Annotated in this window: 26 protein-coding genes and 1 pseudogene; 10 read left to right on the top strand and 17 right to left on the bottom strand. The window is 54.9% G+C overall.

Annotated elements, in window-relative coordinates:
- Nucleotides 1-96: 96 nt before the first annotated feature.
- The 3 genes from ACOTYH_RS00265 (at nucleotide 97) to bioD (ending at nucleotide 3,169) form a co-directional block, all read left to right on the top strand.
- On the top strand, nucleotides 97-1,002 hold the full coding sequence (locus tag ACOTYH_RS00265) for a LysR family transcriptional regulator (protein WP_017694088.1): 906 nt from the start codon (nucleotides 97-99) through the stop codon (nucleotides 1,000-1,002).
- Nucleotides 1,003-1,123: 121 nt separating this feature from the next.
- Nucleotides 1,124-2,344 (top strand): sugar metabolism global transcriptional regulator Mlc, encoded by a 1,221-nt coding sequence (mlc, locus tag ACOTYH_RS00260; RefSeq protein WP_003857451.1) that lies wholly within the window; start codon nucleotides 1,124-1,126, stop codon nucleotides 2,342-2,344.
- Between the two features lie 129 nt (nucleotides 2,345-2,473).
- Nucleotides 2,474-3,169: a dethiobiotin synthase gene (gene bioD, locus ACOTYH_RS00255; protein WP_015570628.1), complete on the top strand. Its 696-nt coding sequence runs from the start codon at nucleotides 2,474-2,476 to the stop codon at nucleotides 3,167-3,169.
- On the opposite strand, the gene clcB is transcribed toward bioD, so the two are convergent.
- The 8 genes from clcB to ACOTYH_RS00215 all read right to left on the bottom strand — a co-directional run bounded on the left by clcB (nucleotide 3,104) and on the right by ACOTYH_RS00215 (nucleotide 11,468).
- A complete protein-coding gene (gene clcB, locus ACOTYH_RS00250; protein ID WP_032648179.1) occupies nucleotides 3,104-4,414 on the bottom strand; it encodes a voltage-gated ClC-type chloride channel ClcB in 1,311 nt (436 codons plus the stop codon). The two genes, bioD and clcB, sit on opposite strands and share 66 nt — an antisense overlap.
- A gap of 105 nt (nucleotides 4,415-4,519) precedes the next feature.
- Nucleotides 4,520-5,668: an osmoprotectant ABC transporter ATP-binding protein OsmV gene (gene osmV, locus ACOTYH_RS00245; protein ID WP_003857446.1), complete on the bottom strand. Its 1,149-nt coding sequence runs from the start codon at nucleotides 5,666-5,668 to the stop codon at nucleotides 4,520-4,522.
- Nucleotides 5,668-6,315: an osmoprotectant ABC transporter permease OsmW gene (osmW, locus tag ACOTYH_RS00240; RefSeq protein ID WP_006808875.1), complete on the bottom strand. Its 648-nt coding sequence runs from the start codon at nucleotides 6,313-6,315 to the stop codon at nucleotides 5,668-5,670. The genes osmV and osmW overlap by 1 nt, the downstream gene beginning before the upstream one ends.
- An 8-nt stretch (nucleotides 6,316-6,323) precedes the next feature.
- Nucleotides 6,324-7,223 carry an osmoprotectant ABC transporter substrate-binding protein OsmX gene (gene osmX / locus ACOTYH_RS00235; RefSeq protein WP_017694085.1) on the bottom strand — a complete coding sequence of 300 codons (900 nt, stop codon included), beginning with the start codon at nucleotides 7,221-7,223 and terminating at the stop codon, nucleotides 6,324-6,326.
- An 18-nt stretch (nucleotides 7,224-7,241) separates the two neighbouring features.
- On the bottom strand, nucleotides 7,242-7,952 hold the full coding sequence (gene osmY / locus ACOTYH_RS00230) for an osmoprotectant ABC transporter permease OsmY (RefSeq protein WP_032648184.1): 711 nt from the start codon (nucleotides 7,950-7,952) through the stop codon (nucleotides 7,242-7,244).
- A gap of 250 nt (nucleotides 7,953-8,202) precedes the next feature.
- Nucleotides 8,203-8,952, bottom strand: a complete 750-nt coding sequence (locus ACOTYH_RS00225; RefSeq protein ID WP_058689345.1) for a YoaK family protein — start codon at nucleotides 8,950-8,952, stop codon at nucleotides 8,203-8,205.
- Between the two features lie 146 nt (nucleotides 8,953-9,098).
- Nucleotides 9,099-10,283: an MFS transporter gene (locus ACOTYH_RS00220; protein WP_421637479.1), complete on the bottom strand. Its 1,185-nt coding sequence runs from the start codon at nucleotides 10,281-10,283 to the stop codon at nucleotides 9,099-9,101.
- Between the two features lie 57 nt (nucleotides 10,284-10,340).
- Nucleotides 10,341-11,468 carry an alpha/beta hydrolase gene (locus ACOTYH_RS00215; RefSeq protein ID WP_193548115.1) on the bottom strand — a complete coding sequence of 376 codons (1,128 nt, stop codon included), beginning with the start codon at nucleotides 11,466-11,468 and terminating at the stop codon, nucleotides 10,341-10,343.
- A gap of 114 nt (nucleotides 11,469-11,582) precedes the next feature.
- On the opposite strand from ACOTYH_RS00215, the gene ACOTYH_RS00210 reads away from it, so the two are divergent.
- The 3 genes from ACOTYH_RS00210 to ACOTYH_RS00200 all read left to right on the top strand — a co-directional run bounded on the left by ACOTYH_RS00210 (nucleotide 11,583) and on the right by ACOTYH_RS00200 (nucleotide 13,583).
- Nucleotides 11,583-12,467, top strand: a complete 885-nt coding sequence (locus ACOTYH_RS00210) for a LysR family transcriptional regulator (RefSeq protein ID WP_421637601.1) — start codon at nucleotides 11,583-11,585, stop codon at nucleotides 12,465-12,467.
- Nucleotides 12,468-12,552: 85 nt separating this feature from the next.
- On the top strand, nucleotides 12,553-13,230 hold the full coding sequence (gene catA / locus ACOTYH_RS00205; protein ID WP_015570622.1) for a type A chloramphenicol O-acetyltransferase: 678 nt from the start codon (nucleotides 12,553-12,555) through the stop codon (nucleotides 13,228-13,230).
- 38 nt (nucleotides 13,231-13,268) lie between these two features.
- The gene (locus tag ACOTYH_RS00200) at nucleotides 13,269-13,583 is read left to right on the top strand and encodes a hypothetical protein (RefSeq protein ID WP_063136273.1); all 315 of its coding nucleotides are present in this window, start codon (nucleotides 13,269-13,271) and stop codon (nucleotides 13,581-13,583) included.
- Nucleotides 13,584-13,697: 114 nt separating this feature from the next.
- Here the strand turns inward: ACOTYH_RS00200 and ACOTYH_RS00195 are convergent, their stop codons facing one another.
- From ACOTYH_RS00195 to ACOTYH_RS00165, 7 genes and pseudogenes are all read right to left on the bottom strand, one after another.
- Nucleotides 13,698-14,009, bottom strand: a complete 312-nt coding sequence (locus ACOTYH_RS00195; RefSeq protein WP_017384548.1) for a YebG family protein — start codon at nucleotides 14,007-14,009, stop codon at nucleotides 13,698-13,700.
- 109 nt (nucleotides 14,010-14,118) lie between these two features.
- Nucleotides 14,119-14,733, bottom strand: a complete 615-nt coding sequence (dmsD, locus tag ACOTYH_RS00190) for a Tat proofreading chaperone DmsD (RefSeq protein ID WP_032104932.1) — start codon at nucleotides 14,731-14,733, stop codon at nucleotides 14,119-14,121.
- 44 nt (nucleotides 14,734-14,777) lie between these two features.
- Nucleotides 14,778-15,632 (bottom strand): dimethyl sulfoxide reductase anchor subunit family protein, encoded by an 855-nt coding sequence (locus tag ACOTYH_RS00185; protein ID WP_063413486.1) that lies wholly within the window; start codon nucleotides 15,630-15,632, stop codon nucleotides 14,778-14,780.
- 1 nt (nucleotide 15,633) lies between these two features.
- Nucleotides 15,634-16,251, bottom strand: a pseudogene (locus ACOTYH_RS00180) (DMSO/selenate family reductase complex B subunit).
- A 10-nt stretch (nucleotides 16,252-16,261) separates the two neighbouring features.
- Nucleotides 16,262-18,700 carry a selenate/tellurate reductase subunit YnfE gene (gene ynfE / locus ACOTYH_RS00175; protein WP_077580273.1) on the bottom strand — a complete coding sequence of 813 codons (2,439 nt, stop codon included), beginning with the start codon at nucleotides 18,698-18,700 and terminating at the stop codon, nucleotides 16,262-16,264.
- Between the two features lie 130 nt (nucleotides 18,701-18,830).
- Nucleotides 18,831-19,136: a DUF1161 domain-containing protein gene (locus ACOTYH_RS00170; RefSeq protein WP_003857424.1), complete on the bottom strand. Its 306-nt coding sequence runs from the start codon at nucleotides 19,134-19,136 to the stop codon at nucleotides 18,831-18,833.
- Between the two features lie 102 nt (nucleotides 19,137-19,238).
- Nucleotides 19,239-20,093 (bottom strand): benzoate transporter, encoded by an 855-nt coding sequence (locus ACOTYH_RS00165; protein WP_003857421.1) that lies wholly within the window; start codon nucleotides 20,091-20,093, stop codon nucleotides 19,239-19,241.
- Nucleotides 20,094-20,285: 192 nt separating this feature from the next.
- Between ACOTYH_RS00165 and ACOTYH_RS00160 the strand changes: the two genes are divergently transcribed.
- Nucleotides 20,286-20,996: a YnfC family lipoprotein gene (locus ACOTYH_RS00160; RefSeq protein ID WP_058689348.1), complete on the top strand. Its 711-nt coding sequence runs from the start codon at nucleotides 20,286-20,288 to the stop codon at nucleotides 20,994-20,996.
- A 17-nt stretch (nucleotides 20,997-21,013) separates the two neighbouring features.
- Here the strand turns inward: ACOTYH_RS00160 and speG are convergent, their stop codons facing one another.
- Together speG and ACOTYH_RS00150 are read right to left on the bottom strand one after the other, a co-directional pair.
- Nucleotides 21,014-21,574, bottom strand: coding sequence for a spermidine N1-acetyltransferase (gene speG / locus ACOTYH_RS00155; protein ID WP_003857416.1), 561 nt, complete (start codon nucleotides 21,572-21,574; stop codon nucleotides 21,014-21,016).
- Nucleotides 21,574-21,912: a DUF1283 family protein gene (locus ACOTYH_RS00150; protein WP_006808856.1), complete on the bottom strand. Its 339-nt coding sequence runs from the start codon at nucleotides 21,910-21,912 to the stop codon at nucleotides 21,574-21,576. The genes speG and ACOTYH_RS00150 overlap by 1 nt, the downstream gene beginning before the upstream one ends.
- A gap of 150 nt (nucleotides 21,913-22,062) precedes the next feature.
- Here ACOTYH_RS00150 and ACOTYH_RS00145 point away from each other — a divergent pair, with 150 nt between their 5' ends.
- From ACOTYH_RS00145 to ACOTYH_RS00135, 3 genes are all read left to right on the top strand, one after another.
- The gene (locus ACOTYH_RS00145; protein ID WP_003857412.1) at nucleotides 22,063-22,389 is read left to right on the top strand and encodes a YnfA family protein; all 327 of its coding nucleotides are present in this window, start codon (nucleotides 22,063-22,065) and stop codon (nucleotides 22,387-22,389) included.
- A gap of 111 nt (nucleotides 22,390-22,500) precedes the next feature.
- Nucleotides 22,501-23,715: a D-mannonate dehydratase ManD gene (gene manD / locus ACOTYH_RS00140; RefSeq protein ID WP_017384541.1), complete on the top strand. Its 1,215-nt coding sequence runs from the start codon at nucleotides 22,501-22,503 to the stop codon at nucleotides 23,713-23,715.
- A gap of 14 nt (nucleotides 23,716-23,729) precedes the next feature.
- On the top strand, nucleotides 23,730-24,749 hold the full coding sequence (locus tag ACOTYH_RS00135; protein ID WP_058689350.1) for a Zn-dependent oxidoreductase: 1,020 nt from the start codon (nucleotides 23,730-23,732) through the stop codon (nucleotides 24,747-24,749).
- Nucleotides 24,750-24,804: the final 55 nt, after the last annotated feature.

Raw genomic sequence — 24,804 nt, 5'->3', positions numbered from 1 at the left:
GTGATTTCTGGTGACGGGTATGACCACAAGATTAGGGTAGGAAAATGTAAATATTCTGTCTAATATATTAATAATCTCAAATGATACTTTAAAAATATGAATATCGAGCTGCGCCATCTGCGCTATTTTGTCGCCGTCGCCGAAGAGCTGCATTTTGGTCGTGCGGCGGCAAGGCTGAATATCTCTCAGCCACCGCTAAGCCAGCAGATCCAGATCCTGGAGCAGCAGGTCGGGGCGCGTCTGCTGGCGCGAACCAACCGCAGCGTGAGCCTGACGGCGGCGGGAAAACAGTTTCTCGCCGATAGCCGGCAGATCCTGAGTATGGTGGAGGACGCCGCCGCCAGAGCGGAACGGCTTTATCTTGGGGAGACGGGAGAGTTGCGCATCGGGTTTACCTCATCGGCCCCCTTTATCAGCGCTGTTTCACAAACGCTATCCTCGTTTCGCCGTAACTTTCCGGATGTGCATATTCAGACGCGCGAAATAAATACCCGGGAGCAGATATCGCCGCTTAACGAAGGATCGCTCGACCTGGGGCTGATGCGTAACACGCAGTTGCCTGATACCCTGGCGTGGCAGGTGATCCTCCGCGAACCGCTGATGGCGATGATCCCCCGGGATCATCCGCTCGCCGCGCAGCACAGCGTCACGCTGGCTGAACTGGCGAAAGAGCCGTTTGTCTTTTTTGACCCACAGGTGGGTACCGGGTTGTATGACGATATTCTTGGTCTGATGCGGCGATATGGCCTTGTCCCGACTATCGCGCAGGAGGTGGGGGAAGCCATGACGATCATTGGTCTCGTTGCCGCAGGGCTTGGCGTATCGATTCTCCCGGCCTCATTTAAACGGGTACAACTGGCGGAAATGCGCTGGGTGAAGATAGCCGAGCAGGATGCAGTCTCAGAGATGTGGCTGGTGTGGTCTAAACATCATGAACAGAGCCATGCGGCACAGCGTTTCAAAGAACAATTAATTACCGCTTCTCGCGGGCATTATTTATAGGGAAAAGTGGGCGAAAATGTGCAGTAAATCACATGGCTAAGTAAAAATTTGACGTCAGCCATTGAAGTGCTTCACCATAGCCCTCAGTTTATTTCGAAGCTCGAAAATAAGGGAGTACGAGGTGGTTGCTGATAGTCAGCCAGGGCATATCGATCAGATCAAGCAGACCAACGCGGGTGCCGTTTATCGCCTGATTGATCAGCTTGGTCCGGTTTCGCGTATCGATCTTTCGCGCCTGGCACAACTGGCACCCGCCAGTATTACCAAGATTGTCCGCGAAATGCTGGAAGCCCATCTGGTTCAGGAGACAGAAATTCAGGAGCCGGGCAGCCGTGGCCGTCCGGCGGTAGGGCTGGTGGTGGAAACGGAAGCCTGGCACTACCTGTCGCTGCGGATTAGCCGCGGGGAAATCTTCCTCGCGCTGCGCGACCTCAGCAGCAAGCTGGTGGTGGAGGACCGGCTGGAACTCCCGCTTAATGCAGAGCAACCACTTCTCGATGCCATTCTGACCCACATCGACCAGTTCTTTATTCGTCACCAGCAGCGTCTTGAACGTTTAACGGCGATTGCGATCACCCTGCCGGGAATTATTGATACCGAAAATGGCATTGTTCACCGCATGCCGTTTTATGAAAACGTCAAAGAGATGCCGCTGGGCGACGTGCTGGAAAACCACACCGGTGTGCCGGTCTACATTCAGCATGATATCAGCGCCTGGACGATGGCGGAGGCATTGTTTGGTGCCTCCCGGGGCGCACGCGACGTAATTCAGGTGGTGATTGATCATAACGTTGGCGCAGGTGTGATCACCGACGGGCGTCTGTTGCATGCTGGCAGCAGTAGCCTGGTGGAGATCGGCCATACGCAGGTCGATCCGTATGGAAAACGCTGCTACTGCGGTAACCATGGCTGTCTGGAGACGATTGCCAGCGTCGAAAGCGTGCTGGAGCTGGCGCAGGTGCGGCTCAGCCAGTCGATGAGCTCCACGCTGCACGGTCAACCCTTAAGCGTCGAGGCACTGTGCGCTGCGGCAAGGCAGGGCGATCTGCTGGCGAAGGACATTATTACCGGCGTGGGCAATAATGTCGGGCGCATTCTGGCCATTATGGTGAACCTGTTTAACCCGCAAAAAATACTGATCGGCTCCCCGCTCAGTCAGGCGGCGGATATACTCTTTCCGGCGATTTCCGCCTGCATCAATCAGCAGGCGCTTCCCGCGTACAGTAAAAACATCGTGGTCGAAAGTACGCAATTTTCCAACCAGGGTACGATGGCCGGCGCCGCGCTGGTAAAAGATGCGATGTACAACGGCTCGTTACTGATTCGTTTGCTACAGGGCTAACTCTTTTCCAGAGATGTACGAAAAATTGCGCTATCTCAAGCCCGGTAGCGCACGCATCCCGTAGACTTTCCCCACTGAATTATTTACCTGGTTTATATTTTGAAGCATACCCAAGAGGTGGAATGAGTCATGCTTAAGCGTTTCTTTATTACTGGTACGGATACGTCTGTCGGGAAGACAGTCGTATCCCGCGCGTTACTTCAGGCCCTGGCGGCAAGCGGTAAACGCGTTGCAGGATACAAGCCGGTTGCAAAAGGCAGTAAAGAGACGCCAGAAGGGCTGCGCAATAAGGATGCCCTGGTTCTGCAAAGCGTCTCGTCTCTGGAACTGCCTTATGATGCCGTTAATCCTATCGCCTTAAGCGAAGAGGAAAGCAGCGTCGCTCACAGTGGGCTTATCAACTACAGCCTGCTTTCTGATGGCCTGGCAAATCTGAGTGAAAAGGTTGACCACGTTGTCGTTGAAGGGACCGGCGGCTGGCGCAGCCTGATGAACGATTTACGTCCCCTTTCCGAATGGGTGGTGCAGGAGCAGTTGCCGGTGATTATGGTCGTGGGCATTCAGGAAGGGTGCATCAACCATGCCTTGCTGACGGCGCAGGCTATCGCTAATGACGGCCTGCCGCTGATTGGTTGGGTGGCGAACCGTATTAACCCGGGCCTTGCGCACTACGCTGAAATCATCGATGTGCTGAGCAAAAAGCTGCCTGGCCCGCTGGTGGGCGAACTGCCTTATCTGCCCCGCGCCGAGCAGCGCGAATTAGCGCACTACATCGATCTCTCGGCTTTCGGCGGTATGCTGGCCGTAGATCGAGTCGTGGCGTAGCGTTCTCGACAATACCGACGCCACAACACAGGCAACCAGCAAACCGGGAAGTAAAAAATACTGCCCGGTCATCTCACATACCATCAAGGCCGACATGATTGGCGCATGCGTTGTGGCGGCGAGCAGCGTCGCCATACCCGCCAGTCCGAGCAGGATCGCCGTCTCAGAGCCAGGAAACCACAGCGCAAAGATCTGCGCAAACAGCATTCCCGTTGCCATACCGACAAACAAGGTTGGCGTGAACACGCCTCCCGGCGCGCCGGACCCGCTGCTTGCCAGCACCGCCAGCAGTTTGCAAATAAAGACGCCAGCAATCACCGACAGCAGCGGCGGCGACTGCAAAAACGCCTGAACCACGCTATAGCCATTCCCCCATACCTTCGGCGTCAGCAGCGACAGCAGCCCGACGATCAGACCACCCAGCGCCAGCTGCCACGGCGGTGAAAGTTTGAGACGCAGAAACAGCCTGTGGCTGGCCGCCATCAGCCACATCAGCAGCGGGCCGCAAACGCCAGCCAGCAGACCCACGCCAACGATCAGGAAATAATCCACCGCCGTAAGCATCTCGCTGAGATAGACATCATATAGCGTATTCGCGCCGGGACTTAACAGGCGCGTGGTCAGCAGGGCCACTACAGCAGCAATCACCACCGGGCCGAGGGAGGCCAGCATCAGCGTGCCAAACAGGATCTCTGCGATAAACAGGCTGCCCGCCAGCGGCGCATGATAGGCGCTGGCCATCCCGGCGGCGGCACCGCAGGCGATCCACAGTTTCCATTCGGATTTCGGCGTACAACGTTGTGCAAAAAAGGAGGCGGCGAGGGCAGCAAGCAGGATCATGGCGCCTTCACGGCCGATGGCGCTGCCGCTGGCGACCACCAGCAACGACGCGAGGGATTTCACCAGGCTGGCGCCGTAATCAAACTGGCCATCACCCGTCTCAAGCGCTTCCATATAATCGGTGGGGGCGTGGGGACGTTGTGCCGTCATGCGCTGCCATCCCCACAGTAGCATTCCCGCGGCCAGACCACCCAGCGCAGGCGTCAGCGCCCGCCGCCAGGGCGATAACGCAGCTGCGGCGTTCACCAGACTTCCGCTTTCGTTGCTGAGAAATAGCCACTCCAGCAGATACATGCTGTGGCGGAACACCGCAACGGCCAGCGCCGCCAGCACGCCGGTGACGGTAGCAATCAGGAGACGACGAAACATCGCGCGGATGTCGGGGTAAGCGTGAAGACGTTGCATGAAGTCGTGATTTAACGGGGACGATACAATATTGTGGCGGTAAATCGGGAGGTTAGCAAAAGGTATGCGTGCGGAAAAAGGCCGGGCAGTACCCGGCCTGAATGCTTAACTCTCGCTATGAATATTTAATGCCCGGCGCGTACGCCCTGAACTCAAATATTCCGCAATATAATCCTGGGATATCTCGCCGTTATAGCGTCCGTCCTCGTCCACAATCGGCATCCAGCTGGTGTTGCTCTCATACAGGCGAGAAAGCACCACGCGCAGGTTATCCTCGGCCTTACCGGTCATGCGGAACGGATGCAGAATATCCCCGCAGCTGCCGCTGGCGTTACGCGCTTCGCGGCGCTTCACAAAGCCGAGCGGTTTGCCGTGCTCATCAACCACGGTAATGGCGCGAATATCGTTGTCATCCATGGTGGCGAAGGCCTCCGGCAGCGGCGTCGATTCGCGTACCGTAATGGTAGGCTGCTGGTCGGTGACGTCGCCCGCCGATACCAGCAGCAGGCGTTTCAACGTCCGGTCCTGACCAACAAACGAGCCAACAAACTCATTCGCGGGTTTCGCCAGCAGCTCGTCCGGGCTGGCGCACTGCACGATACGTCCCTGACGGAAGACGGCAATACGGTCGCCCAGCTTCAGCGCTTCGTCAATATCGTGGCTCACCAGCATCACGGTCTTTTTCAGCTTGCGCTGCATCTCCAGGAACTGGTTCTGGATCACCTCACGGTTAATCGGGTCGACCGCGCCGAACGGTTCATCCATCAGCAGGACCGGGGGATCCGCTGCCAGCGCGCGGATAACGCCGATACGCTGCTGCTGACCGCCGGACATTTCGCGTGGATAGCGGTGAAGGAATTTATGCGGATCCATTGCCACCATATCCATCAGCTCCTCGGCACGGGATTTACAGCGCGCTTTATCCCAGCCCAGCATGCGCGGCACGACGGTAATGTTCTCTTCGATGGTCATGTTCGGGAACAGGCCAATTTGCTGGATCACGTAGCCAATGTTGCGACGCAGGGTCACGGTGTCCATTCCGCTGGTGTCTTCGCCGTTAATCAGGATCGTCCCGCTGCTTGGCGTAATGAGACGGTTGATCATCTTCAGGGTAGTGGTTTTCCCGCAGCCGGACGGGCCGAGCAGCACGCACATTTCCCCTTCAGGCACGTTCAGGTTGACGTTGTCGACGGCCTTAAACGTCTGGCCGTGTTTCTGTGAAAATTGTTTGGTGAGGTTTTCCAGTTTTATCATTATCGAATCCCCTTCGGAGTCAGTACCACCTGCAAACGGTGCAGCAACCAGTCGAGCACAATCGCTAAAAGACAAATCATCAGCGCGCCCGCAATCAACATACGAATATCACTCCCGCCAATACCGTTAAGCAGCAGCAGGCCCAGCCCGCCCGCACCGATCACGGCGGCAATCGCCATGACGCCGATGTTCATCACCACGGCGGTGCGGATGCCGCCAAAAATCACCGGCAACGCCATCGGGATTTCCACCCAGCGCAGACGCTGCCAGAAGGTCATGCCGATGCCGCGTCCCGCTTCACGCAGGCCCGGCGGCAGGCTGTCGAGCGCCGTGTGGGTGTTACGCACAATCGGCAGCAGCGAATAGAGGAACACCGCCGTAATCGCGGGCAGGGCGCCAATGCCCTGACCGATCAGCGAAAAGAGCGGGATCATCAGGCCGAAAAGCGCAATTGACGGGATGGTGAGCACAATGGTGGCAATTCCCAGCACCGGCGTTGCCAGCCATTTATGGCGGACAATTAAAATGCCCAGCGGCACGCCAATAATAATCGCCAGGCCCACGGCGAGCGCCACCAGCCACAGGTGTTGCAGCGTCAGGGTTAAGAGATAGTCCCAGTTGTCGAGAATATAGTGAATCGTCTCCATAGCGCCTCCTACAGCAACTGTTTGCTACGCAGGAAATCACGGGCGACCTGCTGCGGTGACTGATGGTCGATATCCACCTTCTTATTCAGTTCGGTGATAACGTCATTATTGAGCTGGGCTGATAGGGTGTTCAGCGCCTCCTCCAGCCCCGGATTAGCCTCCAGCGTGTCTTTTCGAACAACTGGCGTCACGGCATAACTCGGGAAGAAGCCTTTGTCATCTTCCAGCACTTTAAGATCGAAGCCCTTTACGCGCCCGTCGGTGGTGTAGATCAGCCCCGCATCGACAAACCCGTCGCGCACCGCGTTATAGACCAGGCCCGGATCCATCTGGCGGATCTGCGGGCGGTCCAGCTCCATGTTGTAGGCCGCCTGCAACGGTTTCATCCCGTCGCTGCGCCCGGCAAATTCCAGGTCAAGGCCCAGCAGCCAGTTGTTATCCGGATCGGTTTTACGGATCTGCTCAATCTTTGCCACCATCTCAGACATGGTATTGATATGTTCAGCCTCGGCGCGCTTGCGCTGCATGGCAAAGGCATAGGTATTGTTCATATCGGCAGGTTTAAGCCACACCAGACCGTGCTTCGCATCGAGGCGTTTCACCGTCTCGTACGATTCCTGCGGCGACATGCGTTTGTTGATGTGGTTGAAGATGATCAGCGAGGTGCCGGTATACTCCCAGGTCATATCAATCTGCTTGTTGATCATCGCGTTACGGGAAATCACCGTTGCAATATTGGTCTGAGGCTGTACCTGAAACCCTTTCTTTTGCAGATACTGCACGGTCATGGCCGAGAGAATGTGCTGCTCGGTAAAGCTCTTGGTGGCCAGGATCAGCGGCGCGGCGAGCGCCTGGCTGGTGAAGAGCGCGGCGGCGCATAGCGCCGTCAGCCCGGAAAACAGTCTCATAGAAGCTCCTTGTTATAATTATCGCGCGAGATGCGGGCTCAGTAATCGGCCCAGTGCCGCCAGCAGCGTATCCAGAATCAGGGCGAACAGAGCGGTGGCCGCCGCGCCCAGGATCAGCGTCGGGAAATCATTCAGATAGATCCCCGGGAAAATCAGCTCGCCGTAGCTGCTGGCGCCAATCAGGAATGCCAGCGGTGCGGTACCGACGTTAATCGCAGTGGCAATGCGAATACCGGAAAGCATCACCGGCCAAGCGTTTGGAATCTCAACCTGACTCAGGCGCTGCCATTTGGTCATGCCGATACCGTTTGCCGCTTCCAGCAACGACGCGGGAACAGAGCACAGCCCGGCATAGGTGTTACGCACAATCGGCAGCAGAGAGGCCAGAAAGAGGGCGATAATGGCCGGTTTATCACCGATGCCAATCACCACCATCGCCAGTGCCAGAACGGCCAGCGGCGGCAGGGTGTTGCCCACGTTAAAGATTTGCATCACATATTCGGCGATACCACGCGCGGCCGGACGGCTCAGCAGAATACCGCTTGGAATGCCCACCAGCAGGGCAAAGAACATGGATGAAAAGACCAGAATCAGGTGCTGTTGCCCGAGGTAAATCAGGTCAACCTGGCGCGCCTTAATCGTTTCCAGTCCTATTCCCCAGGTGAGGAGAGCGAGAACCACGATAATCGCGCCGACAAAAAGCAGCGAACGTTTAAGTAATGGGTGCATTGCGGTGTGTCTCCCTGTGCGCATGCGTTATAGCAACCACCGGTTGCCTGTTGTTATGCCATGTTTCGGCAGGGGTACTTCACCTATAGCAAGCGAAACGGAAGGGTTCCAGCGAAGGGGGTAAATCAGTAACCCTATGAAATTAGTGACAACCTGAGTGAAGCCTTATGGCATAAGGGCTGTCAGTGGGCAGGCAGAATAGTCTTAAAGAAGCACGCCTTACGTGACAACGTCACATAAGGCGTGCTGATTATACCTGTCGACTGAGCGCGGCGCGCACCTTGCGTACGCGCCACGAAATGCGGACGATAGAGAAGGCGGCGACGATTACCAGCAACAGGCCCAGCGCCAGCATCGCGTGGAATCCAAACTCTCTGAACAGGATCAGCCCCGCGATCCCGCCGCTGATAAAGGAGAAAAGGGTAGTTAAATGGGTTTTGAGCTGACTCTTTTGCGCGGCCGTATCTTTGGAGTAATCCCGGCGCAGCATGGCGACCATAACGGAGGCCAGCGAAATGCCCGCATCGGTCAGCGTGCCGGTGATGTGCGTGGATCTCACCCGACCGCCGGATAGTTGAGTGGAGGTGGAATTATGAATTCCCATCAACCCGCACAGGAAAATAATAATCTCATGATTCGTGGCGAAGGAGTGAAAATACATTTCGTACAGGGATACCCCGGCCAATAATAGCCCTTCAACAAACAGAACCTGGCTGAATACCAGCCTGACGTTATGGATAATCCCCCAGATAACAATAATCCGCGCAGCGATGGCGCCTGAGACAAACGAAAGAATAATGGCGCCAAAGAAAAGAATATCGCTGAGATCGGTGGAGGAAACTTCGCTGGATAGCTGCGAGGTATTGCCCGTCATATGCGAGGGAAAAAAACCGAACGCGCCCAGCGCAATGGCATTCAGCAGTCCCGCGGAGGTCGCCAGCCAGAGGGCAAGACGACGATCCTCCTGATGCGTTCGTTCTTTCTTTAATTTAATCAGCAAAGAATACCTCCGGTTTGAGCTTTGCCTGAATGCTCAAGCTAACAAAGCGATGTCGCTGGCTGACCAGGATATTGCTTAATTATTATTTCTACGGGAGGTGAGCGAGGTTTTGTAATTAAATAAAACAACCCTGTTAATATAATGCCTTATTTCCGATGGCGCGACGTCGTAAAAGTCAGCACCCCTGCACTCAGGAGTAATATGCTGCTTAAAGCGAAGGTGCTCTGCCAGCCAAAGGTATCAAACACCACGCCACCCGCCGTTGAGCCAAGCGCAATGGAGAGTTGGATCACCGCGACCATTAACCCGCCGCCAGCCTCGGCATCTTCCGGTAACGTACGGGCGATCCACGTCCACCAGCCCGTAGGGGCCGCAGTTGCCAGCATTCCCCAGAAACCTAACAGCAGGGCCACGATCCACAGGCTGTCCCCGGTGAGCATTAATACCCCTGCAATCAGCGCCATAAGCAGCGGTATGGCCATTAAGGTGAGGTAAAACGCGGCATTCAGGACCAGCGCGACGATCAGCGTGCCGATGAAACCTGCGATACCGATAGTGAGCAGGATCAGCGATAAGCCGGAAGGACTGACGTGGGTGACGGTTTCGAGGAAGGGGCGCACATAGGTAAATAACGCAAACTGTCCTATGAAGAACAGGCCGCACGCCATCAGACCCACCGAAACCGCAGGCTGGTGGAGCAGGCGAAATACGCTTTTACGTGGCGACGGCCGCTGGTTCCCGCCCATGTTGGGCAGGCTAAAATATTGCCAGATGAACGCCACAATCGCCACGGGAACCAGGCAAAGAAACGCGCCGCGCCAGCCAATGGTCGAGCCGAGATAACTGCCCAGCGGGGCGGCGACCACCGTCGCCAGCGCGTTGCCGCCGTTAAAAATCGCCAGCGCACGAGAGACCTGATGCTGAGGCACCAGCCGAATGGCGGTGGCAGCAGACATCGACCAGAAACCGCCGATGGCGATGCCGATCAGCGCCCGGCCTGCCATATACATCAAAGCGTTTGGGGCGAAGGCGATAATGATCCCTGACAGCGCCATCAGGACGGTCATGCCTGAAAGAAGATGTTTGCGATTCATATTCCCGGCAAGCCGGGAAAGAAAAAGGCTGGTCAGGACAGCCAGCGCACCAGAGAGGGCGATCCCCTGGCCAGCCGTCCCCTCTGTCACCCCTAAATCTCTGGCGAGGGGCGTGAGCAGGCTGACGGGCATAAATTCCGAGGCAATGAGGACAAAAACGCACAGGGTCATGGCAAAAATACCGCCCCAGTGTGCACGCTCAGCATCACGGGATGAGGTTTGATTCAGTGTGGACATAGGTGTAATTCACGGCGAAGAGAAGATAAGCCCCCTGATTGCCGGGGGCTAAGAGAATTAATCCAGACTGGTTTTGAAAAACTGCCCGAACTGCGCGAACGGGATTTTCCCTGCGACGTTATCGTAGAGATCAACGTGATTCGCACCGGGAACAATCACCAGTTCCTTCTGTTTGCTGCCGACAGCTTTAAACGCATCTTCCGCAAAATAACGTGAGTGCGCGTTTTCACCGGTCACAATCAGCGTTGGGATGGTGATCTCCCCGGCATAGCTCAGCAGCGGCATATTCATAAAGGACAACGGCATGGTCGCGGTCCATGCGCCGGTGGAGTTTACGGAACGGGCATGGAAGCCGCGCGGCATACGGTAGTAATCATAGAACTCTTTCAGTACCGGATGCGGATCGGCGGGCAATGCTTCCGGCAGAATACGCCCGGCCGCCGTTACCTTACCGTTTTCATCGACATAAATATCGTGGCCGCCATGGGCGAAGGTGCCGCTTTCAGCATCTTTCCAGCGTTGCGCGTTCAGATACTGCAACACGGCCCGGCGATCGGCCGCTGAATAACGATCTTTCCCGTCGCCCACGCCGTGACCCATCGCGCGGCTCATATCGTACATTACGATGGTGGCGACCGCCTTCACGCGGGTATCCATGGATGCCGCGTTCAGCGCCATACCACCCCAGCCGCAGATCCCGAGAATGCCGATACGGTTACGGTCGACTTCTTTCTGTAATCCGAGGAAATCCACTGCGGCGCTAAAGTCTTCGGTGTTGATGTCAGGGGAGGCAACGTTACGCGGCTGGCCGCCGCTTTCACCCGTGTAGGATGGGTCGAAGGCCAGGGTCACGAACCCCTGTTCAGCCAGAGTCTGGGCGTAAAGACCACTGGATTGTTCTTTTACCGCACCGAACGGTCCACTGACGGCAATCGCCGCCAGCTTCTGGTCGCCGCTGTTCCTGGGAATGTACAGATCGCCGACCAGGGTGATCCCGTATCGGTTCTCGAACGTCACCTTGCGGTGGTCGACTTTATTGCTCTCGACGAAGGTCTTATCCCAGGTTGTCACCATCGAAACGGGGGCGGCAGGATTTCGTGTTTCTGCATAACTCATTGTTGTCACTCCACTTAATGATGCGCATAGCAGCAGCGCAACGGACAGTTTTTGGGTGAATGTTTGCATAAGAGGTACCGTGTGTTGTTGTAATGCGGTCATTATAGTTAGCAGAAATAGTGCTGATTAGAGGCCAAAGGCTGCTAGAATTAATATCATATTGTTATGAATTGATGAGGCATGATGGCGAAGCGGGAAAACTACAATGAGCTGTATCTGTTTATCCAGGTGGTGCGGGAGGGAAGCTTCACGGCAGCCGCGCAACGGCTCGGGCTGGCACAATCCGGGATCAGTCGATCGGTTCGCGAGCTGGAAGAGCGGCTGGGCGTTCGGCTTCTGGTGCGTACAACGCGCAAACTGTCGCTGACCCACGCCGGGGAGCAACTTTACCAGACCGCTGGTTCAGCCTTTGATGCGCTCGATACCGGGCTGACCAGACTGGCGCATTACCGCCAGACGCCATCCGGCACGGTGCGTATTAATGCCAGCCAGCACGCCATCGAAAAATGCCTGCTGCCAAAGCTCTCTATCTTCAAACAGCGTTACCCGGATATCCGTCTGGAATTGATGAATGAGAGCCGGTTCGTGGATATCATTGCCGAGCGATTCGACGCGGGCGTCCGGCTTGGGCCGGAGGTGGGACAAGGCATGATTGCCGTGCGTATCACGCCCGATATGGAGATGGCTGTGGTTGCCGCTCCGGCGCATTTTCGGCGCTATGGTTTCCCGCAGACGCCCGCCGATCTGGATGCTCATCCCTGCATTGCCTACCAGTTTGCCGACGGTAACCACTATCAATGGGAGCTTGTTCAGGACGGGAAGCATGTTATTCACCGCCCGGAGGGGCAATGGGCCTTTTCCGACAGCTACATGGAGGCCGAAGCGGCCCGGCTGGGACTCGGGCTGGCCTATGTCCCGGTTGAGCTGGTGGCTGACGATCTGGAGCGTGGCACGCTCATACGCGTCTTACAGCGCTACAGCCTGCGGATGGACGGACTGTACCTCTATTATCCACACCGCAACGTATCCCCGGCGTTGAGAGCGGTGATTGATACGCTGAAAATTTAGGGTGCCTCTTCGCTACGGTCTATACAGCCCCTACGTTTGTGATACGCTACTATTTTATATAGCGCAGCTCAACTAAGGCTCTGAAATGACAAAAATAATGCCAGAATATACGGTAGTTGACTTATCACGTTGGGCAAGAAAGGAACACTTTGAAGTATTTCAGGGCTTTGCTCAATCTACATTTAACCAAACGGTTCAGCTGGACATTACCGTGCTGCTAAAGCATATCAAAGAGGTTGGCTGGAAATTTTATCCTGCGATTATTTCCCTTATTTCTGACGTCGTAAACCGGCATCCGGAATTCCGTATGGCCATGAAGGATGATGAGCTTGTAATATGGAATGAGGTTCATCCAAGCTATACCCTTTTCCATAAAGAAACGGAGACATTTTCATCGTTATGGAGTCATTACGATGGAAATATTCACCATTTTCAGCGCGTTTATGCAGAAGATGTTGCCCGCTATGGCAATATCCTTGCTTACTGGCCTAAAGAAGAGTCCCGGGAGAATATATTCTTCATATCGGATATTCCGTGGGTCAGTTTTAGCAGTTTTAACGTCAACGTCGCTAACATGCGGAATTTTTTTGCGCCCATGTTCACGTTTGGAAAATACTATAACCAGGATGGAAAGGTCTTGTTGCCTTTCGCCGTTCAGGTCCATCATTCTGTCTGTGACGGTTTCCATGTGGCCAGGCTGATCAACGAGTTACAAGAGTTGTGTGATAATTTACCGCACCATTCAGAGGCGCTCAACGTGTGATTCACGTGTTTTTAACATACGCCTGACGAGGGGAAATAATGGAACCGAATTTTACGCCAGAACAGATTGAAATGATTAACCGCATTGTTTTCGAGCAGATCGAGATCATGCATGAGAAAGTGGCTGAAATAATCGCAGATACAGAGACGTTGGCGCATCAGCGCCTGAAGGATAACGGGATCACTACGACAGATTTCTATCCTGCAAATAAAAACTTCCTGATGATGACCCTTGTACAGGATCTGATAGATAAAGTGCACGGGGGCGATAAGGACCTGGCCAAAACAATGATAACCATGGAAGCAAAAAGGCTGAATATCAGCGTAAACGTTGAGGCGGACAAATCAAGATAACAGGACGTATTTTCAGGGTTACGGTTGATGAATATAAGGTTCAGCCGACCTTAATAAAGCCGCGAGCCGTTTCCGGCCCGCGGCGGCAGGACAGGTGATGAGACGTTCTGACGATCAGGCGGCTTTGACGGCCCGGATTTTTTTGCTGCTGTCCGCATCTGATGCTGTTTTATCCGTTTCAGCATTGAGCTCGGGAAGCTTGCTGGTACGCAGGATATGCTGCACGGACTCTTTCTGCTCGGCGAGATAAAGACCTAGGTTCTCCGCCTGCGTTTCATCCATCTGCATTCCGCTTTGCAACAGCCAGTCGGTAAACGCTTCTGCCATATCGAGCAGCTTGTCGTGAGCGTCAGCCTCTTTCTTACTGGCAAATGTCATTTTTTCTTCACCTTTTCTTACGACAACAAATTTTGTTTCAACAGCCATTGTGCACCCCCGTATACTGTAATTATATACAGTATAGCAGTTGTGACGTTGTGTTGCAGCAAAAATGTGCGAGCCTGGCCTGCACAACGGGTGGACAAGCCAGGTGCTGTTATCGGTACAGCGTTTTTTCGGCAATCGGGATCAGCAAAGTGGACTGCCATTCCGCCAGCGTCAGCTGGGCAAGTTTACCCAGCGCGGTGTAGAACGGATGGGCCGCGTTTTCAACGAATACGCTAAGGAAACGCATGCTCCATGGCAGCAGATGCCAGGCAAGAAGCTGGTCGCGTTCTGTTTCGCGACCGTTCTCGGCAAGCCATGCCGCCAGCATCAGCAACGTTCCGAAATGATCTTCAGGCTCATTCTGCTGCATCTCAAAGGCGATATGGTTTTCACGCATCCACTGACGCAACGCGAGGGTCGAATCGCCAAACAGCACGGACTCGCGATCAAGCCAGACCGAGCCCCACGGGGGGGCGGGCAGGGCATACGGGCCAATAAACAGACGCTGCCAGGCGTCTTTCAACGCTTCATCCGATGGGGTCTTAAACATACTGGCGACAGGCAGCAGATTTCCCTCCGCCAGCGGCCAGTCCTGAACCCAGTCACCTGCGGTCAGGGCACTCACCAGCGGCGCGGTCTGCTCGCTGTCTGGAGCGAAATAAAACAGCGCGCCCAGTACCCGGGCGCTGAACGCGAACGATTCGCGGTGTGAGACGTCATTCATTACAACTTTCCTTACTTGCGCGCGGGTAGCCCCGCGCACCTGTGTTAACCTGCAATTGCTAACCCTGCGGTCATATGCAGACCATAAAATAGCCCACGGCCAATCAGTTCACCCAGCGCCACCAGCACGACACCTGCAAACAGGCCGAGCGTTTTTGGCTCCTGACGACGAATCAGCGGGTAGATCCAGCAGCCTAAACCCGCCGCCAGCAACGTGATGCGCCATACCTGAAGCGAACCATAATCCGGAAGCAGGGCGTTAGCCTGCTGGATGGAGCTCTGTATTGTCCCCAGCGTATTGCTTTGCAACACGACGACCGCCACGCAGACGATAAGTGCCAGTGCGCTGACTGACGCGGCAAGAGTACTTTTGAATGTCACGTTTGCAACGCGCAGCAGCAGCGCGGCCAGCAGAGGACCAGCCAGAACCATCGTCAGGAAGAAGCTCAGCGTGGTGTAACCCGTATACCAGGTCGGGACAGTCTCAATCTGATAGACCCGGGTCATCGCCCAGACAAAAACGATGCCCAGGATCTGGCTGACAACCAGCCAGATTTTGCCCAAAGCTGGGGGCATTTTACCGATAACCGACACCAGCCACCAGAAACCGCCCACGGCAAAGAAGATCGAACCCGCCGCGATCTCATTACTCAGCGCTGACGCGCCCACGCGGTTAAGCGAGTTGAAGGCACGCAGCGGGGAGCCAAGATGCAGTACCGAGGCCATAAACCCAATACCCATTACCAGCCAGAGAAAAAACAGGCTGCGCACGATGCGCATTCTGGCCTTGTCATCATTTTCCTTAAGCCAGACGAAGCCCATCACGATTAACGCGCCGGCCACGCACTGCCCGAAAACGGTGAAGATCACCAGCGGCCATTCATGCCATCCACTTCCCATCTCACACCTCCTTCGGGTTTGCCAGGTAGCCGGTGGTGTCACCCGTCGGACGGCTGTTGGCGTTAGGTTTAATCACAATACTCGGCTTCGTGAAGTGCGCAGACGGCAGCGGCGCGACGGCAGCAAGCTGACCGTGTTTTTTGCGCAGCTCCTCAATCGGGCCAAAGTCCAGCGCGCGCAGCGGGCAGGACTCGACGCAGATGGGCTTTTTGCCGTCCGCCACGCGGCTATGGCAGCCGTCGCACTTGGTCATGTGACCTTTGGCGGCATTGTACTGCGGCGCGCCGTACGGGCAGGCCATGTGGCAGTAGCGACAGCCGATGCAGACATCCTCGTCCACCACCACAAAACCGTCTTCGCGCGTGAGCAATGCCCCGATCGGGCAGACCTAGGTGCAGGCCGGATCTTCGCAGTGGTTGCAGGCAATCGACAGGTAATAGGCGAAGACATTCTGATGCCAGACGCCGTTGTCCTCCTGCCAGTCGCCGCCCGCATATTCATAAATACGCCGGAAGCTGACGTCCGGGGTCAGGTCTTTGTAATCCTTGCAGGCCAGCTCGCAGGTTTTACACCCGGTGCAGCGGCTGGAATCAATAAAAAATCCATACTGGGTAGTCATCGGTTAATCCTTATGCCTTCTCGATCTGCACCAGGTTCGTGTGCTGCGGGTTGCCTTTCGCCAGCGGTGACGGGCGGTGCGTGGTCAGGGTATTGATGCAGGAGCCGTGATCGACACGATCGCCATTCATGTTGGCGTCATGCCAGGCGCCCTGGCCCATCGCGCTTACGCCGGGCATGATGCGCGGGGTGACTTTCGCGGCAATACGCACTTCGCCGCGGTCGTTGAAGACGCGCACCATATCCCCGTTTTTGATTCCACGTTGCTCCGCATCCACAGGGTTAAGCCACACCTCCTGGCGACAGGCGGCCTGGAGCACATCCACGTTGCCGTAGCTGGAGTGGGTACGGGCTTTAAAGTGGAAACCGAACAGTTGCAGCGGGAACTTGCTGCGCTCGGGCGCGTCCCAGCCTTCAAAGGTTGAGGTATAGACCGGCAGCGGGGTGATGGTTTCGTCTTTTTGCAGTTCCCAGGTTGCCGCAATATCCGCCAGCTTGCTGGAGTAGATCTCGATTTTGCCCGACGGGGTTTTCAGCGGATTGGCATCCGGATCGTCACGGAATTTTTTATAGGCCACAAAATGTCCGTTAGGATCTTTGCGCTTATAAATACCCATTTTTTTCAGCGCATCGTAGGATGGCAGCAGCGGATCTTTGGCGACCATTTTGGCGTACAGGTAGCGCAGCCACTGCTCCTGCGTACGGCCTTCGGTGAATTTCTGATGGATATCCGGTCCGAGGCGTTTCGCCACTTCACTCATGATCCAGTAGATGGGCTTGCGCTCGAACTTCGGGGCGGTAACCGGCTGGAGAAAAATCAGGTATCCCATGTTGCCGGCGTAATCGTTGGGGATGATATCTTCCTGCTCGACGGTCATCAGGTCCGGCAGAACAATATCGGCATACTTCGCGGACGAGGTCATAAAGTTGTCGATGACGACGATCGTTTCGCACTTGCTCTCATCCTGCAAAATGTCGTGAGTTTTGTTGATATCGGAGTGCTGGTTGATGATGGTATTACCCGCGTAGTTCCAGATGAACTTGATCGGCACATCGAGCTTATCTTTGCCGCGTACGCCGTCGCGCAGGGCGGTCATCTCCGGTCCACGCACGATGGCATCCGTCCAGCTGAAGCAGGAAATTTGCGTTTTCACCGGATTTTCCGGCAGCGGCATGCGTTCGATGGTGATGGTGTAGGTCGATTCGCGCGCGCCGCTGTTGCCGCCGTTAATGCCGACGTTGCCGGTCAGGATCGGCAGCATGGCGATGGCGCGGGACGTTTGCTCCCCGTTAGCCTGACGCTGTGGGCCCCAGCCCTGGCAAATGTAGGCCGGTTTCGCCGAACCGATTTCACGGGCCAGCTTAATGATGCGATCGGCAGGGATGCCCGTTATGCGAGACGCCCACTCCGGGGTTTTCGCGGTTTTCTCATCACCCTGGCCGAGAATATAGGCTTTGTAATGACCATTAGCCGGTGCGCCTTCCGGCAGGGTTTTTTCGTCATAACCCACGCAGTATTTATCGAGGAAAGGTTGATCGACCAGATTTTCATTAATCAGCACCCACGCAATACCTGCCACCAGCGCGGCATCGGTGCCAGGACGAATCGGGATCCACTCGTCTTCACGCCCTGCGGCAGTGTCGGTATAGCGCGGATCGATAACGATCATCCGCGCGTTTGACCGTTCGCGCGCCTGCTCAAGGTAGTAAGTGATCCCGCCGCCGCTCATGCGCGTTTCCGCCGGATTATTGCCGAACATCACGACCAGTTTGGTGTTTTCGATATCCGATGTGCTGTTGCCGTCGTTGCTGCCGTAGGTGTAGGGCATTGCGCAGGCGATCTGCGCGGTGCTGTAGGTGCCGTAGTGGCTGAGGAAGCCGCCGTAGCAGTTCATCAGGCGCGCGACCAGCGAGGCATAAGGGGAGGAGCGGGTGATGTTGCCGCCTACAATTCCGGAGGAGTAGTTAATGTAGACCGCTTCGTTGCCGTATTTTTCGACCACGCTTTTCAGGCTCGCGGCGATGGTGTCCAGCGCTTCTTCCCAGGTGATACGCTCAAACTTGCCTTCTCCGCGTTTGCCCACGCGTTTCATCGGATAGTTCAGACGGTCTGGGTGATTAATGCGACGGCGAATTGAACGGCCTCGCAGACAGGCGCGAACCTGATGGTTGCCGTAAATATCCTCGCCGGTATTATCCGTTTCAACCCAGTAGACTTCGTCATCGCGAACGTGCAGACGTAGCGCGCAGCGGCTACCGCAGTTTACCGAGCAGGCGCCCCAGACAACTTTGTCTTCTGCGGGCTGAATAGCGGACTGCACAGCGGCGGCGGCGCTTTTCAGACCAAAAGGTAATGCGATCCCACCGGCGGCAAGCGCAAGGGATCCTATGGCAGTAGATTTAACCAGAGTTCGACGGCTTATACCGCCGTGATGTTCAACTTCGGACATAACTCACCCCATCATTGTTAATAATTATTTTCACCCGTGACTACAACCGGGCTAATGATGGGGGGAGTGTTACTTATTTAGAGGTATTAAATATTAATCCTCGTCAAATCAGGGGAATTGAGTGGGAAAATCATTGCGGCTCAGCGGGCGCATTCTCTTGCGTACCTGCGCCGCTCACCGGGTAGTTGCCGCTACTGGTGCGGGTGTACAAAATTTTGAAAGTATCGTTGGCACAATGCCCAACGACCTGCGCATCCGGCTGATCGGCCTGATCGTTCGGGACGATGTTCAGGGTAAAGCCAGACTCCGGTACGCCGTTGTTGATAATCTTCTGCTGAATGTCGCTTTTCACGCGCTCGCAGGAGTCCGGGGCCGCAAGAAGAGCGGGTGAAGCACTCATTAACAGCAGGGCGGTAATCCAGGGTAACCGTTTCATCTGTAGCTCCTTTTCACTGTGTGGACTGTAAGCATAGCAGGGTTAGGGTAAGCTTTTGTTTTTGGACCTGTCTTTCTGAATTGTCCTGGAGCCCTGCCTGCGTCATAAAATAAATTGCGAATAATGGTGCTGATTGTCTACCAGATAAGAAGGCAGGGTGCGTTTTGATACCTCTTGCCTGACCAGTTTTCGGTCTCGTCCCCAGATATCTTCGGCGTTGGTAATAACCTTCATAATATGTTCCGGGTTATTAAATTCCGGCAGATCGTATTCGGTATGAGAAATGGTAGACATTTTTTCGGAAATTCTTTCTGGAGTCATTACCCATGAGAAATGCCAGCCGCCATCTTTCACAATTTTATTATTGATTTTTAGCCAGTTCCATTTAAACCATGACCAGTTTTTATCTTTGCGCGCACGCTTCCAGTTTCTGAAAGATTCAGGCTCACCGTGGAAGAAATGCTTAAGGTTGTAATAGGACGTCGCGCGGGGCAAGGTACATTTTCTCGGCGTACCATCCGTGTTGTGAACCTGGAGATTAAACTGATAGTTGAACACGTTTTGATGAATAGTCGTGCAGAGCGCGCGCGGATTAATGGCCCTGACCGTGTCGGGAGAGAAGATTTCGTCAACGTCTGACACCAGAATCAGATCGTCGTCTGCCGCGTCTTTTAACCCGTTCATAATGGAGTTGCGAAGCGCTGCTTCATTTGCCCAGGCATCAACCTGGTTATTATCCGCACGGTTTAAAATAGGCTGCGCGTCAAAAGGCACGTAAATGATTTTGTCTTTGAATTTGGCAAACTTTGTAATATCGAAATGCAATTCTCTCGGTATGCCCGTAAAAGAGTGTGTTGCTTCTACAATGACAAAACGGTCAACGACATCAGCGAGAGTATGTAATCTGATGTCGAGCAACATATCTTCGTCATAGTATAAAAAACAGTCGTAAATCATGATGTTAACCCGAAAATTTAAGAATCTAATTTTATAATTGTGTGGAATCTTCCGCGCCCAAAGTAGCCACTTTGGCAGGTCTCGTCAATGCAAACGACGGATTTATACAGCGCAAAGAGTCAAATGAAGTGCTGTTATGTAAGTTGCTGTATTTGCTAATATGATTGTATCTCTCTTTGAACGGTAAATGATGTGAACAAATACGCAGCGATAACGCTACTGGCAACGGTACTGGTGGGATGCGACAACAACACCGCGCCGCTGTCATTTACGCCGGAGATGGCGAGTTTTTCGAACGAGTTTGACTTTGATCCTCTGCGCGGGCCGGTGAAGGATTTTACCCAGACGCTGTTCAACGATAAGGGTGAAGTCTCTAAACGTGTGACCGGCACGATGTCAACGGAAGGGTGTTTCGATACGCTTGAACTGCACGATCTCGACGCTAATACGGGCGTTGCGCTGGTGCTGGATGCTAACTACTACGTCGATGCGGAAACCCAGCAGCAGAAGGTAAAGTTGCAGGGAAAATGTCAGCTGGCGGAACTGCCGTCTGCCGGCCTGACGTGGGACACCGACGATAACGGGTTTGTGGTTGCCGCGCACAGCAAAGAGATGGAAGTGAAGTACCAGTATGACGCCGACGGCTACCCGCTGGGTAAAACTACAGTTTCCGGCGACAAGCGTTTATCGGTCAAGTCGGTGCCGTCGAAAGATCTGCGCAAGCGCATGGATTATACGGCGGTAAGCCTGTTGAACGATAAACCGATGGGCAATGTAAAGCAGAGCTGTGATTACGATCGCCACAATAACCCGGTGAGCTGTGAGCTGGTGATCACCGATGACAGCGTCAAACCTGCCGTTGAGCACAAGTACACCATAAAAAACAACATTGAATATTATTGAGAATAAAACCGCGCAGGTTACTGCGCGGTGGGTTTAAGCAGGCTGGCGGAGGAGGACTTATGCCCGGCCAGATGCTGATGCTGGAAAATGCACATGCGGATGGTGTTACGGTATTCGCCGTTAATAAAGAACTCATGGATCAGTTCACCTTCCACCATAAAGCCCAGCTTACGGTAGATATGAATCGCTTTTTCGTTCTCTTTGTCGACGATAAGGTAAAGCTTGTAGAGATTCAGGACGTTAAACCCGTAATCCATCGCCAGCTTTGCCGCCCGCGACGCAAGACCTTTCCCCTGATGCTCCGGTGAAATAATGATCTGAAATTCTGCCCGACGGTGAACGTGGTTGATCTCAACCAGTTCAACCAGCCCGGCTTTCTCACCTTCGCACTCCACCACAAACCGGCGTTCACTCTGATCGTGGATATGCTTGTCGTAGAGATCGGACAGCTCGACAAACGCCTCATAAGGCTCTTCAAACCAGTAGCGCATCACGCTGGCATTGTTGTCGAGCTGGTGAACAAAGCGTAAATCTTCGCGCTCCAGCGGACGGAGCTTAACGTCACACGGCGTCGACATTACGGTGCTACCGTGCGGCCAGTGCGACGATCCAGACAGCGCAGGGTGTTAGGCTCCCAATAGGCGTTGACGTTGGCACTTTGCTGGCATTTGTCGCGGGCATCAAACGCGACGTCTTCTTTATCCCACTCTTTTTCCACGCGCTTATTCACTTTCTGACGCAGGCTGCGGGTGTCATTCCATTGTTCTTTGTCCATGGCGGCGTTCTGACGGCTTTGCGCGCTGTCACCAGACTCAATGATGAGTTTGCTGGTTTCGGCTGATGCCGTTGCGGCGAAGGCGAACGATGACAGCGCCAGTACGGCTGTCAGACAAAGGCGTTTGCTTAATGTAGTCATAGCGTTTCCTTTAAACGGGTGCAGACAATCGGATTACCCCGTTGGATTCTACACCAATCCGAAAGGGTGTCATACCCGCGCGGCAGGTATGGGAACGATGTGAACATTATCGCGTATGATGTCTAAATCAATCCTCACGAAACGAGAAAAATGTTCAAAACGACGCTGCTTTTTTTCGCGACCGCGCTGTGCGAAATCATCGGATGCTTTTTGCCGTGGCTCTGGCTAAAGCGGGGCGCTTCCGCGCTGCTGCTGATCCCGGCGGGTGTGTCCCTGGCCCTTTTTGTCTGGCTGCTCACCCTGCATCCGGCCGCCAGCGGGAGGGTATATGCGGCCTACGGCGGAGTGTACGTCTGTACCGCGCTGCTGTGGCTGCGCGTTGTCGATGGCGTCAGGCTAAGCCTGTATGACTGGGCAGGCGCGCTGATTGCCCTGTGCGGCATGTTGATCATCGTGGCCGGTTGGGGACGCGCATAAGCGTCCTTATAGTGTGATCGCCCGCTGATTTTACGATCATTATACTTGTATGGTAGTAGTGTAGTTGCGTAAATTTCCTGCATCACAACGAGCGATGTAAGGAAATGGATTATGAAGATTGTCGGGGCTGAAGTATTTGTCACCTGCCCGGGGCGTAACTTTGTCACCCTTAAAATCACCACCGATGAGGGCATTGTCGGCCTGGGTGATGCCACGCTGAACGGACGTGAACTTTCCGTTGCCTCCTACCTGAAAGATCACCTGTGCCCTCAGTTGATTGGCCGCGATGCGCACCGCATCGAAGATATCTGGCAGTTCTTCTATAAAGGCGCTTACTGGCGTCGTGGTCCGGTCACCATGTCAGCGATTTCTGCCGTGGATATGGCGCTGTGGGACATTAAGGCGAAAGCCGCGAACATGCCGCTCTATCAGCTTCTGGGCGGAGCCTCCCGGGAAGGGGTGATGGTTTATTGTCACACCACCGGGCACACCATTGACGACGTGCTGGAAGATTATGCCCGTCATAAAGAGATGGGCTTCAAGGCAATTCGCGTGCAGTGCGGCGTGCCGGGAATGAAAACCACCTACGGCATGGCAAAAGGAAAAGGGCTGGCGTATGAGCCAGCGACCAAGGGTGCCTGGCCGGAAGAGCAGCTATGGTCCACTGAAAAATACCTCGACTTCACGCCGAAACTGTTCGACGCAGTGCGCAGTCAGTTCGGCTTCAATGAACATCTCCTTCACGACATGCACCACCGTCTGACGCCCATCGAAGCGGCGCGATTCGGCAAAAGCATTGAAGAGTACCGTCTGTTCTGGATGGAAGATCCGACTCCCGCTGAAAACCAGGAGTGTTTCCGCCTGATCCGCCAGCACACCGTCACGCCAATTGCGGTGGGGGAAGTGTTCAACAGCATCTGGGACTGCAAGCAGCTGATTGAAGAGCAGCTCATTGACTATATCCGCGCCACCATAACCCATGCGGGCGGCATCACCGGGATGCGTCGCATTGCGGACTTTGCCTCACTTTATCAGGTGCGTACCGGCTCACACGGCCCGTCGGATCTGTCGCCGATTTGCCACGCCGCGGCGCTGCATTTTGACCTGTGGGTACCGAACTTTGGCGTGCAAGAGTATATGGGGTATTCGGAGCAGATGCTGGAAGTGTTCCCGCACAGCTGGCGCTTCGATAACGGCTATATGCACCCGGGCGACAAGCCAGGGCTGGGCATTGAGTTTGATGAGAAGCTGGCGGCGAAATACCCGTACGATCCGGCTTATCTGCCGGTGGCTCGTCTGGAAGACGGCACCCTCTGGAACTGGTAAACGAGGAGCGAATGATGAAAAGCGTAGTGATCCAACAGCCGGATGTGCTGGTGATTGAAGAGCGTCCTCTCCCGTTGCCGGGCGCAGGCGACGTCCGCGTCAAAATTAAGCTCGCCGGTATTTGCGGTTCAGACAGCCATATCTATCGCGGGCATAACCCGTTTGCGAAATACCCGCGGGTAATCGGTCACGAGTTCTTTGGCGAAATAGACGCGGTTGGCGAAGGCGTGGAGGGCACCCGACTGGGCCAGCGCGTTTCGGTTGATCCGGTGATCAGCTGCGGGCACTGCTACCCGTGTTCCGTTGGAAAACCGAACGTTTGTACTTCGCTGGTGGTGCTGGGCGTCCACCGTGACGGCGGCTTCAGCGAATACGCCGTGGTGCCGGCGAAAAATGCCTGGCGCATTCCGGATGCGATCCCTGACCACCACGCGGTGATGGTTGAGCCATTCACCATTGCCGCCAACGTGACGGGGCAGGCGAAACCCACCGAACAGGATGTGGCGCTGATTTACGGCGCAGGCCCGATGGGGCTGGTCACCGTGCAGGCGCTGAAGGGCGTTTACAAGGTGAAGCAGGTCATCGTGGTGGATCGCATTGATGAGCGGCTGGAGATGGCGCAACGCAGCGGCGCAGACTGGGTTTTCAACAACGGCGAGCATTCTTTACAGGCCGCGCTGGATGAAAAAGGCATCAAGCCGACGTTAATCATCGATGCTGCCTGTCATCCGTCCATTTTACAGGAAGCGATTACGCTGGCGTCTCCGGCGGCGCGCATCGTGCTGATGGGCTTCTCCTGCGACCCGAGCCAGATTGTGCAGCAGGGGATCACCGGCAAAGAGCTGTCGATCTTCTCTTCGCGCCTGAATGCCAACAAATTCCCGGTGGTCATTGACTGGCTGGAAAAAGGGCTGATCGACCCTGAAAAACTGGTCACCCATACATTTGACTATCACCACGTTACAGACGCCATCGAACTGTTTGAAAAAGACCAGCGGCAGTGCTGCAAAGTCTTGCTCACGTTCGACCAATAATAATTCACGCGGTTAAGAGCCTGCGAAGACAGGCTCTCAGTGGTACGCATCTTAC

This window comes from Enterobacter cloacae complex sp. SHL001 (assembly GCF_049236825.1).
Classification (GTDB): domain Bacteria; phylum Pseudomonadota; class Gammaproteobacteria; order Enterobacterales; family Enterobacteriaceae; genus Enterobacter; species Enterobacter hormaechei_C.
This window is presented reverse-complemented; position numbering and strand designations above follow the sequence as displayed.

Excerpts from the sequence above, each read along its gene's own strand:
- catA (WP_015570622.1), top strand. The coding sequence starts at position 12,553 with ATGACAAAAATAATGCCAGAATATACGGTAGTTGACTTATCACGTTGG.
- dmsD (WP_032104932.1), bottom strand. The coding sequence starts at position 14,733 with ATGAATGACGTCTCACACCGCGAATCGTTCGCGTTCAGCGCCCGGGTA.
- osmV (WP_003857446.1), bottom strand. The coding sequence starts at position 5,668 with ATGATAAAACTGGAAAACCTCACCAAACAATTTTCACAGAAACACGGC.
- ACOTYH_RS00170 (WP_003857424.1), bottom strand. The coding sequence starts at position 19,136 with ATGAAACGGTTACCCTGGATTACCGCCCTGCTGTTAATGAGTGCTTCA.
- ACOTYH_RS00135 (WP_058689350.1), top strand. The coding sequence starts at position 23,730 with ATGAAAAGCGTAGTGATCCAACAGCCGGATGTGCTGGTGATTGAAGAG.
- osmY (WP_032648184.1), bottom strand. The coding sequence starts at position 7,952 with ATGCACCCATTACTTAAACGTTCGCTGCTTTTTGTCGGCGCGATTATC.
- clcB (WP_032648179.1), bottom strand. The coding sequence starts at position 4,414 with ATGCAACGTCTTCACGCTTACCCCGACATCCGCGCGATGTTTCGTCGT.
- ACOTYH_RS00165 (WP_003857421.1), bottom strand. The coding sequence starts at position 20,093 with ATGATTTACGACTGTTTTTTATACTATGACGAAGATATGTTGCTCGAC.
- manD (WP_017384541.1), top strand. The coding sequence starts at position 22,501 with ATGAAGATTGTCGGGGCTGAAGTATTTGTCACCTGCCCGGGGCGTAAC.
- osmX (WP_017694085.1), bottom strand. The coding sequence starts at position 7,223 with ATGAGACTGTTTTCCGGGCTGACGGCGCTATGCGCCGCCGCGCTCTTC.
- ACOTYH_RS00200 (WP_063136273.1), top strand. The coding sequence starts at position 13,269 with ATGGAACCGAATTTTACGCCAGAACAGATTGAAATGATTAACCGCATT.
- ACOTYH_RS00145 (WP_003857412.1), top strand. The coding sequence starts at position 22,063 with ATGTTCAAAACGACGCTGCTTTTTTTCGCGACCGCGCTGTGCGAAATC.
- ynfE (WP_077580273.1), bottom strand. The coding sequence starts at position 18,700 with ATGTCCGAAGTTGAACATCACGGCGGTATAAGCCGTCGAACTCTGGTT.
- ACOTYH_RS00150 (WP_006808856.1), bottom strand. The coding sequence starts at position 21,912 with ATGACTACATTAAGCAAACGCCTTTGTCTGACAGCCGTACTGGCGCTG.
- ACOTYH_RS00210 (WP_421637601.1), top strand. The coding sequence starts at position 11,583 with ATGGCGAAGCGGGAAAACTACAATGAGCTGTATCTGTTTATCCAGGTG.
- ACOTYH_RS00265 (WP_017694088.1), top strand. The coding sequence starts at position 97 with ATGAATATCGAGCTGCGCCATCTGCGCTATTTTGTCGCCGTCGCCGAA.
- bioD (WP_015570628.1), top strand. The coding sequence starts at position 2,474 with ATGCTTAAGCGTTTCTTTATTACTGGTACGGATACGTCTGTCGGGAAG.
- ACOTYH_RS00185 (WP_063413486.1), bottom strand. The coding sequence starts at position 15,632 with ATGGGAAGTGGATGGCATGAATGGCCGCTGGTGATCTTCACCGTTTTC.
- ACOTYH_RS00215 (WP_193548115.1), bottom strand. The coding sequence starts at position 11,468 with ATGCAAACATTCACCCAAAAACTGTCCGTTGCGCTGCTGCTATGCGCA.
- ACOTYH_RS00195 (WP_017384548.1), bottom strand. The coding sequence starts at position 14,009 with ATGGCTGTTGAAACAAAATTTGTTGTCGTAAGAAAAGGTGAAGAAAAA.
- ACOTYH_RS00220 (WP_421637479.1), bottom strand. The coding sequence starts at position 10,283 with ATGTCCACACTGAATCAAACCTCATCCCGTGATGCTGAGCGTGCACAC.
- speG (WP_003857416.1), bottom strand. The coding sequence starts at position 21,574 with ATGTCGACGCCGTGTGACGTTAAGCTCCGTCCGCTGGAGCGCGAAGAT.
- osmW (WP_006808875.1), bottom strand. The coding sequence starts at position 6,315 with ATGGAGACGATTCACTATATTCTCGACAACTGGGACTATCTCTTAACC.